Source organism: Arthrobacter sp. Bz4 (assembly GCF_003075455.1).
GTDB lineage: Bacteria > Actinomycetota > Actinomycetes > Actinomycetales > Micrococcaceae > Arthrobacter_D.
The window spans coordinates 1-9,568 of record NZ_QDAE01000040.1; the positions used below are offsets into that span (position 1 = coordinate 1).

At 58.1% G+C, this 9,568-nt stretch carries 9 protein-coding genes; 6 read left to right on the forward strand and 3 right to left on the reverse strand.

Features of this window, described 5'->3' with window-relative positions; genetic code table 11:
* Positions 1-319: 319 nt before the first annotated feature.
* Entirely contained in the window at positions 320-904 is a 585-nt protein-coding gene (locus tag DDA93_RS15500; protein WP_024475857.1) for a recombinase family protein, read from the forward strand.
* Between the two features lie 293 nt (positions 905-1,197).
* Complete coding sequence (locus DDA93_RS15505) at positions 1,198-1,743, forward strand: hypothetical protein (RefSeq protein WP_024475858.1); 546 nt, start codon at positions 1,198-1,200, stop codon at positions 1,741-1,743.
* A 217-nt stretch (positions 1,744-1,960) separates the two neighbouring features.
* On the opposite strand, the gene DDA93_RS15510 is transcribed toward DDA93_RS15505, so the two are convergent.
* Entirely contained in the window at positions 1,961-2,431 is a 471-nt protein-coding gene (locus DDA93_RS15510) for a hypothetical protein (protein ID WP_133185576.1), read from the reverse strand.
* 215 nt (positions 2,432-2,646) lie between these two features.
* The gene (locus DDA93_RS15515) at positions 2,647-3,867 is read right to left on the reverse strand and encodes a glycosyltransferase (RefSeq protein WP_024475860.1); all 1,221 of its coding nucleotides are present in this window, start codon (positions 3,865-3,867) and stop codon (positions 2,647-2,649) included.
* A 104-nt stretch (positions 3,868-3,971) separates the two neighbouring features.
* Between DDA93_RS15515 and DDA93_RS15520 the strand changes: the two genes are divergently transcribed.
* From DDA93_RS15520 to DDA93_RS15535, 4 genes are all read left to right on the forward strand, one after another.
* Positions 3,972-4,682 (forward strand): TetR/AcrR family transcriptional regulator C-terminal domain-containing protein, encoded by a 711-nt coding sequence (locus DDA93_RS15520; protein WP_024475861.1) that lies wholly within the window; start codon positions 3,972-3,974, stop codon positions 4,680-4,682.
* Between the two features lie 224 nt (positions 4,683-4,906).
* Positions 4,907-5,497 carry a recombinase family protein gene (locus DDA93_RS15525; RefSeq protein ID WP_116779258.1) on the forward strand — a complete coding sequence of 197 codons (591 nt, stop codon included), beginning with the start codon at positions 4,907-4,909 and terminating at the stop codon, positions 5,495-5,497.
* A 281-nt stretch (positions 5,498-5,778) separates the two neighbouring features.
* Positions 5,779-7,170, forward strand: a complete 1,392-nt coding sequence (locus tag DDA93_RS15530) for an SIR2 family protein (RefSeq protein WP_024475863.1) — start codon at positions 5,779-5,781, stop codon at positions 7,168-7,170.
* A gap of 392 nt (positions 7,171-7,562) precedes the next feature.
* On the forward strand, positions 7,563-8,849 hold the full coding sequence (locus tag DDA93_RS15535) for an RNA-binding domain-containing protein (RefSeq protein WP_024475864.1): 1,287 nt from the start codon (positions 7,563-7,565) through the stop codon (positions 8,847-8,849).
* 78 nt (positions 8,850-8,927) lie between these two features.
* Here the strand turns inward: DDA93_RS15535 and DDA93_RS16410 are convergent.
* Positions 8,928-9,568 (reverse strand): hypothetical protein (locus DDA93_RS16410; protein WP_207771368.1); only part of this gene is annotated, 641 nt, incomplete at its 5' end.

The following is a 9,568-nucleotide window of genomic DNA, read 5'->3' on the forward strand; positions in this document are numbered from 1 at the left end:
CAGGTTCTGGGCGGTCAATACACCGACGAGCGAGACCATGCCTGTAAGCCGGTCCTTCACCGCGACACTTTTTCAGCACTCACCCGGCGGCAAAAATCCCATATGTGTGACTGTTAACCGAGAATGGCGGTTTTTTCACAGCTCAATTTGGCGGCTTCGATGTCTTGTAAGCCTTGAGATACGAGGCGTCTCGCGGAGTGACTTCAAAAGCTGTCCGTGTTGGCGGAACCATCAGGACTCATAATTCTCATATCTATGCCTCGAAACCCTATGCTCGAATCAGCGTAAGAAACATTAGATACGAGACACCTGGAGTGATGTGGCGAAGCTGATTGGATACGCACGAGTCTCAACTCGACCTCAGTCGACGGATCGGCAGGAGGCAGACCTGATCGCGGCCGGAGTGCGGCGTGATGACCTGTACGTTGACCAAGGGGTGTCCGGTGCGCGAGCGATGAGACCCCAGTTCGATCGGGCACTCGCTGCACTGGAGGCCAAGGACACTCTCGTGGTGACGACCCTGGACAGGCTGGGACGGTCAACCCAGAACATGCTCGACTTCGCCCAAGAACTCCGCGGCCGGGGAGCCGGTCTTCGGGTGTTGAACCTCGGCGGCGGCGACGTCGATACGTCCACCCCGATGGGTTCAATGTTGTTCACGATCATGGCGGCGTTGGTGCAGATGGAACACGACATCAAGCGAGAGCGGATCGTCGACTCGATCGGGAAACGGCGGGAAGCCGGCAAGGATCTAGGAGGAAGGCCACGTCTGATCAGTGACAGCAAAATTCGAAACGCTCTCAGACTCGTCGACAGTGGCGAGCCGGCCGCACAGGTCGCCCGCGACCTCGGCATGTCCCGCGCAACCTTCTACCGCCGATTACGGGAGCTGAACGCGAAGTAGAACACGCCACGTACCGCGGCGACTCACATATTTTGGCGACGGCGACGGTGTTTGAAACAAATACGAACGATTTTGGCACGTCCTGCAAGAGGCCCCTGGTCGATCTGTTTCCCAAGGTCGCCACCCGGCTTTGTGAGCAAGCACTGGCCATGTGCTTCGACCGGCCTACAGATTCTCGATGTTCGCCGCCGGGTCGTCGTCCGGATGAAGAACAAGGGAGCTGCCTTGCTGCCACACCCCACCAGCCACTACCTCATGAAAGCCCGAGGTTAGAGGTGCCGCATCCTGATCGAGTGGAGATGCTGAATGTGTTGAGCGTGGTGCTGGCAGATGTCGAGTATGAGGGGCTAGCCGTCCCTTCCCAGTTCATGGACTTCGCAATCGATGGGCGCCTACTGCGCGAGACGCTGCGGGTAGGGACGGACTTGGCTGCGATTGAGCAGGAGACGACATTGCTGCGTGCTGATTTCCCCCACGCCGCTGTCGAACAGATCGATCGGCTTACGCTCGCTTCAACCGGCGAGTTCAAGGATGGCCGCGTCGCTCTCTTCCTGTGCCCTGTCTGTGGCGATGTCGCTTGTGGAACGGTTAGTGCCCGCATCTCAACCGAAGCTCACACCGTTACCTGGGAAGACTTTGGTTGGCAAGACGGCTATACCAAGGAACCACCGCAGCCGTGGTTGTTCGAGCGTCAGCGGTTCACCTTCGATAAGACGGCATATCTAACCTTGATGAAGCAGCTCAGTGAACAATTCACCGAGCTGCTGCCGCCGCATCAAATAGAAGATGAAGGAAACCGGCGATCGGTCCGAGCCTGGCTGCGGCGGCTAAGGTCGTGAGGCTTGCGGCGGGCGGTGAGTGATCCACTCGCGGGACATCAAAACCGCCAATCGAAGCTGTGGTTAACCGCCATACCTAGCTAACAGTCACAATTTTGAGCGCTTCCTAGCGACCTCCACAGCGTCTCACTTGTCGGTGTCTCTGAATCCATCGTTACCGGACGATTAAACTAACCCGATGGACGTAGCCTCAATGATCATGGGCGCCTCGATCGCATCAAGCTGTGTTTAGGACGCGTTTCGTTTGGTGGAAGGCGATGATTGCCGAGACCAAACCAAGACCGACAAGTACCGCCATCAACATGGGAGGGCTGGCTCCGTAAGCGATAAGGGCAAGACCGGCGCTCAGAGCCGTCACCACGCCGGCCCCTAATGCTGCCGTACGTGGGTAGTGCATTGCTGCTGGTGTGTCGAATGTTGCGCGCAGTCGCATCAGGAGGACCGCGCCCACTCCGCTGACTAAGCCCAATGCGGGACCGACGACCACGCCCACAACAACAAAAATCATCACGAAACCAGCCTCGGGACCCGAACTGCCGTGGTGCTGTTGGAGCAATGCAGCATCAACAACGTAGACGACCGATAACCCAACTCCGGCAACGATGCCGACGACAGCGCCGATGACCGCACTACGAAGTAGAAGCTTCTTGGCGATGGCGAAAACCACACGCACGGATTCCGCACTCATGCCTAAACACTACCCACAGCATCGTCGGAGATCAGAGCGACAGATCGCTGACCGGCGAAGTCTGCCGAAAGGGCACCTTGGCTCTTGTCACCGAAACTGCGGTCAAGAAGCAATTAGATCCGAACACTGCGTCTCACTCGGCGTCAACCAGTGATCAAGCGGACACACAACGTCTCGCCAAGCTCCGTCTCTGAATCCATCGTTTTTGGAACGCGCTATCCCTGCTTTGTAGCGGTCCGCAGCGCTGTCGCGACGGGCCCGGTTCCGTCTTCTGTTGCGAGCTTTGCCGCCAGTTGGCGTGCTCCTGCGGCGTAGGCTGGCGTCGTGGTGGCTTGCGTGATGGCGTCGGCCAGCCGTTCGGTGTTGAGTTTTTTGTAGGGGACCGGTTGCGGGCCCGCGCCGAGGGACGTAATCCGTGCGGCCCAGAACGGTTGGTCCGTATAGATCGGGACGCTGACCGTCGGCACACCAGCGCGCAGCCCCGCTGCGGCGGTCCCCGCTCCGGCATGGTGGACGACAGCGGCCATCTGGGGAAACAGCCATACGTGCGGAACAGTACCAATACTGATGACATTGGGTCCGGAGACACCTTGTACGCCCTGCAGTACCGCGCGAACCCCGGCACGGCGCGCGGCGTCGAGCATGAATTCTGCGTCTAGGGCTGCACTGCTACCAAAGCCGATGAACACCGGGGGCGGTCCATCCGCGAGGAATTCGACCAGCTCCGCAGGTGGCTGCCAGCCCGGCTCAACTTCCGACCACCAGTAGCCGGTCATAGTGAGCCCGGATCGCCAGTCCGCCGGGCGCGGGAATACGGTGGGGCTGATGCCGTGAAGAACGGGACTGTTCGTTTTCCTTCGGGTACGGTCGGATGCGGACCGGGCCTTTTTGGGTAGGCCGAGCGTCTGGCGGATGCGGGCGCTCGGGGCATCATAGGGTGCTTTCCCAGCGGATATGAGAGACCCGAGAAGCTTGTTTCCGACCGATCCGAGGCTGCGGGCCGATCCCAGGGTCACGGGCGGATAGGCGGTGCTGGGTTCGATCGGCTGCAAGTGGGCACCGATGGCGGGGACACCGAAGGCCTCAGCAACATCGTAGGCATAGGGGGCGACCGCGTTGGCCAGGATCACGTCGGTACCGGCCTCGGCCGCAGCAAGGGTGCCGGTCGCAGCCAGGTCCATGTAGTCACCGAGTTCGCGCATGTACCGGCGCAGATCCCCGCCCGTGGCCTTCTTCCCCGGCGCGGCGGGGCTGACCAAGTGGCTCATATCTCCGGGCAGTTCGCGGTACTCACACCCGGCTGCGGTAACCAGCGGGGCATACGCGGCATTCGCCGCGATTGCGACGTCAAAGCCCAGCGCTTGAAGTCTGCTGCCAAGCCCAGCCATCGGGGCAACATCCCCTCGGGTCCCTGGCGTAATCATTAGTACCCGCATGACATTCCTCATTCCGCTTGATTGCGATCACCGTTCGCAATCAAGAATATAGTGGAATAGGTACGGAACCTAACCCAAACGGCTAGACAAAAGGCGGAACAGGCATGACCCCTCAAGACCGCGTTGATATCTGGCTGCGGCCGGAGCGTTCCGGCGTCGGACCGAAACCGGAACACTCACGCGCAGGAATTGCCGCGGCGGCGATCGATATCGCCGACCGGGACGGCCTGACGGCGGTGTCCATCCGACGAGTGGCCGCCGGCATCGGAGCAGGCGGGGCGTCCCTGTACCGGTATCTCAAATCGCACGACGAGCTCATCGAACTCATCGTTGACGCGGTCAGTAATGAATACGACCTTGACCCCTCCGATGAACCACCACCGATCCAGCTGTTGAATCTGGCACGGCAAGGCCGGGCCATTATGCACCGGCACCCGTGGCTGGCTCCGCTGCTGCTGACCCGGCCCTCAATGGGCCCCAACGCTCTCAAATATCTGGAGCGAGCCTTGTCCGCAATGAAGCCGGTGGACATGCCGGGGCCCGCCAAGCTGCAGACCGTGGCCATGATGACAGCCATCACCTCCGCCTTTGTACAAAACGAGCTGGCATCAGCCGACAGCTCCACGACGGGCCTCGACGGGGCGAACGCGCGCCTGCAGTACCTCTCCGATGTAGTCCAGTCCGGGAACTACCCGCTACTGGCGGGCGCACTCACCGGGCAACACGAACCCAAGAGGCCAGAAGAAGTGTTCAACAGCGTCATCACCAATTACCTGGCGGGCGTGGGCCTTCAAATCGCCGCCAGTCCCACCTGAGGGCACCTGAACCGCCAAACCGAGCTGCGGAAACCCGCCATTCTGAATTAACAGTCACAGTGAAGGACCGCTGAATAGGACGACAGGACCGCCAACCGAAGCTGCAATTAACCGCCATTCCTGGCTAACAGTCACACCCATATGAAACCTCGGTTTAAGGATTCGCGTTTGCCCCGCCCGTAAAACTGTCTCGCTTAGGTAGCTCTAGCGCTACAGTGAGACCTATGGCCGGACACATCATCGGATACGCACGCGTCTCCACCAACGAACAAGACCTCACCGCCCAACGCAACGGGCTAGCCGCACTGAATGTCCCCGAAGACCGGATCTACGTCGACCACGGACTGACCGGTACCAACCGCGAACGACCAGGACTCCGCGAGGCCCTCGCCGCTTGCCGGGCCGGCGACACTCTCGTCATCACCAAACTCGACCGACTCGCACGATCACTCCCCGACGCTCGCGACATTATTGAAGACCTCACGAAACGAAACGTGAAGCTCAGCATCGGCGGATCCGTCCACGATCCCACCGACCCCGTCGGCCGGCTCCTTTTCAACGTCCTCGCCATGGTCGCCGAATTCGAATCAGACCTCATCCGCGCCCGCACCCGCGAAGGCATGCAAGTCGCCAAAGCCAAAGGCAAGCTCCGCGGCAAACAACCCAAACTCACCAAGTCCCAGGAAGCCCACCTCATCTCCCTATATAAGGGAGGACAACACACCACCACCGAAATCGCCGAACTCTTCAAAGTCGCCAGATCCACGGTGTACCGCATCGTCCAGCGAACGCCGGGTTTCAGTCAAACCTTTTAGGTTGCCTCTTCCCCCTGACCTCTCTTCATCAATCTAAGGGTGGGGGCAGGATTTGCAGAGATGGCTACAGGGGTTACTTTTGTAAACTCAAAAGCCACGGAGATGGAAGAGCATTCGCATCGTTGATGGGCGCCGAGCAACATCTTCGAGGTCTATCACCTTCGTACCTCGCGCGCGAAGCGCGTATCAAAGCTTTGACTGGGCATTACCTTTACTCAATTGCAACCATTTCGCATGATCGTCTAACGAGGGTAATTGCTCTGTCGTGAGACGATCAAACAGTGAGTGCCGCGGATCTAACTGCCGAGACAATGGAGCTTTTTCGCCGATCGGGCCTCGAAAGCCATACAACATTTCTGCTCGGGGCTGGCGCTTCTGTAACCTCTGGCTTGCCAGGGTGGGATGAATTCGCGACCAGGCTGTTGGTCCAGAGCGGGTCCGTTGCTTCTGCTGAAACGGCAGAACTACTCCTCGATCGGCAGGACCCGTTGATCGTTGTCGAAGCGGCCCGGGTTGCGTTCGGCGCTCGATGGGGACAGAAACTTCGTGTGGCCTTGTACGAAGGCGTAACCAACCTAAAGCCTTCCCCGCTTCATCTGGCAGCGGTGGGCCATCTCCTCAGCGCTGATGGGGACGATACTAGTTTGGCGACTCTAAACTTCGATACTCTTCTCGAGCAGGCCATCGAAAGCGAAACGGGCGAGATGGCACTTTCGCACCTAGAGAATGTCTATGAAGACAGCAGCCCAGGCGTCTACCACCTTCACGGAGTCATCACACCTCATCGTTCAGACTCTGTGGTCCTTACGCTGACTGATTTCAGTGATCTTATTGCCGATGCGGAATCTTGGCAGCTGAAGTACTTGCAGTCTGCTTTGGACAGGGGCGTGCTCATTATCGCGGGCACGTCGTACCGAGATCCAGATGTTCGTCAATGGTTGCATGCAGCCCTGCGAAAAAAGCCCTTGAAACATGCTGCCTTGGTGCTTCTCACGCGGCAGGGTTTTTCGGTCTCCAAAGATGAGTACGTCGAAATTCAGTCCGCCCTGAGTGACCAGTGGCGCGCGGTGGGACTGCAGCCGGTGCTGCTGGAAGATCATTCCGACGCCGCGCAGATCATTCGTGAACTTCGATATGTCACCCTGCCTTCGTACCTGGCACCTCAGCAGCGATCGCGAGCTCTATGGAATTCGCACGTTACGAGGTTCGATGAATTGCAGCAACAGTACGTCGATCAGCTCGAACGGGACGCGTTGACGATGCGTGAAGCACTCGACGTCGAGCGATTGAATGTAACGCTTTGGCTAGCGAACGGTGAAGGCCAAATCGTTAGGTGGGCGGCCCAAGACCGGGTGTATCGAGATCAAACCTCGTTACGAGAGGTCAGCACCGGACATGACAGTGAGTGGATTGCGGGTAAGGCGCTGGGAGTAGATGAGGTTCTCTTTACAGACTTACCAGAAGGCACCACTCGTCGATGGAGATCTGTTTTAGCTGCGCCCATTCCAGTTCCTCACCCAAATTATCCTGCACATTCAGCTGCGGTTCTGACATTCGGGTTACCCGATGAATCCTCCAGCTACGAGGCTTCCAGCATGATGTGGGCCGAACCTCTGTCAGACATAGCCGATGCGTGGGGATTACGGCTCTCATCAGTAGCATTCGGTGAGTGAACCCGTAGACTGATAGACAACGTAGGAGGGACGACACCATGGCGAAACAAGCCAACTCAAGCTCGTATCAGGTCCTCGGTAAGGGCATCTACCGGGTTGGTGCCGTGCGGAGAAGCGCGGTGACAGGGCGTTACGTCACAAAAAATACGGCTACAACTTCGGCTCGTACTACTGTGGGCGAAAGTAAGAACTCAGGCGTCACTGCGAAGAATCGTTAGACGACGCGGAGGATGAAAAATCACGCACCTTGCCTCCAGGTTGCACTCAGGCGACGGTGCTCGCACGTCGGACGAACCCCTTATGGAATCGCGCAGATAAACGGCGACCCGGCACTCTCGTTTTGACAGGCCGTTTCCCTAGGTAGCCGACTCACTGCCGTCTAGAGTGAGTCCATGCTTTCCGATGAAGAAGTCGCGGCATACCTCGCCGTTGGCAATGAGCTCCGGGCGATCGAATTTAAAGGGCCTCTTAATACGGAGTCTCCCGAATACATTGCCAAAGTTGCGCGCGCTGCCCTGGCAATGGCAAACCAACGGGATGGCGGGTACGTCATTCTTGGAGTCATTGACGATGACCCGATGAGCTCCGCCAATGGTCTCAGTCAAGAACACCTAGCATATTGGAGCAACCAAGATTGGGTCGCCGATAAAATCAACCGCTTCGCTGATCCGCCCCTTGACTTAAATGTTGCGACTCGACGCCATCCGTCTGGGGGTTCCCTAGCCGTGATAAAAGTGGCTGAGTTCTCACAGGTGCCCTCACTCTGCATGAGGGACAGCGCGGCCGCCATCCTGAAGTCCGGTCAGCTCTACACAAGATCGATCCGGAAGCCAGAGAGTACGAGTTACCACACACAAAACGAGGTACGTGAACTCCTCGATTTAGCAATAGCTAAGGGCCTACGACGCTATATCGAAACTGGTCAGGCGGCCGGAATTTCCTTCGATTCAGTCAATCCGGTGGCGTCACCCTACCAAGACCAAATCGACTTGGCCTATAACCGGGTGAGCGTTAATCAGATTACTACGCAACCTCACTTTCGGCATCTTATCTACCCTCAAAGACTAGATAGCTCGCGCATCCCATATTCCAGGCTTACGCAAGTTGTGAACGATGCCACGGTGAGATTACGGGGATGGCCATTTCCGTTCGTGCAGAACCCCTCTCGCGATGAGCACTTCATCCACGAGACGACGGCGTACGGCCACCATCTGGAAAGTTGGGCTATGTTCACAAGCGGGTTGTTCGCCGATATCCGGCGAATCGGAGATTGGCCGTCGGATGGCGACACCTACACCTCAGACGATGACCCTCGAATCGCAGGGAATATGCCCATGTGGTTCGCCCTGCTTCACTTTACTGAAGCCCTCGAGTTCGCGGTGCGTCTCCGCCAGGCCATGAACCAGGAAGAACCGATGGTGGTGCGCTTCGAGGGCCTGAACCTGTCTGGGCAACGTCTGGTAGTTGCAAACAACAATCGAAGCGGCTTCTTCAGCAACTACATATACGAAGGATCAACCTGGTCGAGTGGCGAGTACCTGGTTGATGATGACGCCGCCCTAAAGGGAACACGGACCATGGCTGTAGATGCCTCCCTCGACCTGATCGCTCGATTCGGCTGGGACTCAGCCACCCCGGCCATGCTCCAGGGGATCCAAGAGGAGACGTTTGACCGATAGCTAAACGGTTCCCTCGTACCTTCGTCTACGCCATCGGAAAGAGACGATAGTAGAACACTAGGCATCTTCGACTCTCGGTCAGTTCGCTCCGAAGTAGGCCAGAAGGGGGGCACTAGCCAGGTCTTTTGACGCGCCCTCGTCGATGAGGATGTCAGCAATCGTGACGGTGACCACCATCGCGGCAAGTCTGTGCGCTTCGAGCTCTTGGTCCACGTGCCGGGGCTTACCCTTCCCCATGGTCTCGCCGTCATCAGTAGGAGCATATTGACCAGCCAGGAAACCCGTCGCGTGAGCCCATGTGGAGTCCTCTCTCCATAGGCGGTAAACCATCCGGAGGTTCAGATCTGATTCTTCGACAGCATGGGCCAGTTTGTCTGCCCCTGTTTTGATCACCTTGTTCTCAGAAATATTCAGGACGAACTCCTCCATTTCGTTGACGTCGATGTCTGATGGGAGTCCGTTGCGCTGCATGTACTCGTGAGTCTTAGTTTCGTTCGTTCGCTCGTTAGCAAGCATCGTGTCAACAGCCCCCGCGCGCTCTGATCGAGGCATGTCCCCGAGCCAGAGAATACGGATGGTCAGCTCCCAGAACGCGCGCCGGTTCGGAGCGGCTGCATGTCCCAATCCTGCGGCTTCAAGAGTGGCGATGATCCGACTCTGTTCGAATGTTGCCCGCAGCCAGCCCACGGCGAACTGGCTGACTCGGCTTACTGGGACCC

Bases quoted from the DNA above. Each gene is read 5' to 3' on its own strand.
- DDA93_RS15525 (WP_116779258.1), top strand. From the start codon at position 4,907: ATGGCCGGACACATCATCGGATACGCACGCGTCTCCACCAACGAACAA.
- DDA93_RS15510 (WP_133185576.1), bottom strand. From the start codon at position 2,431: ATGAGTGCGGAATCCGTGCGTGTGGTTTTCGCCATCGCCAAGAAGCTT.
- DDA93_RS15535 (WP_024475864.1), top strand. From the start codon at position 7,563: ATGCTTTCCGATGAAGAAGTCGCGGCATACCTCGCCGTTGGCAATGAG.
- DDA93_RS15515 (WP_024475860.1), bottom strand. From the start codon at position 3,867: ATGCGGGTACTAATGATTACGCCAGGGACCCGAGGGGATGTTGCCCCG.
- DDA93_RS15520 (WP_024475861.1), top strand. From the start codon at position 3,972: ATGACCCCTCAAGACCGCGTTGATATCTGGCTGCGGCCGGAGCGTTCC.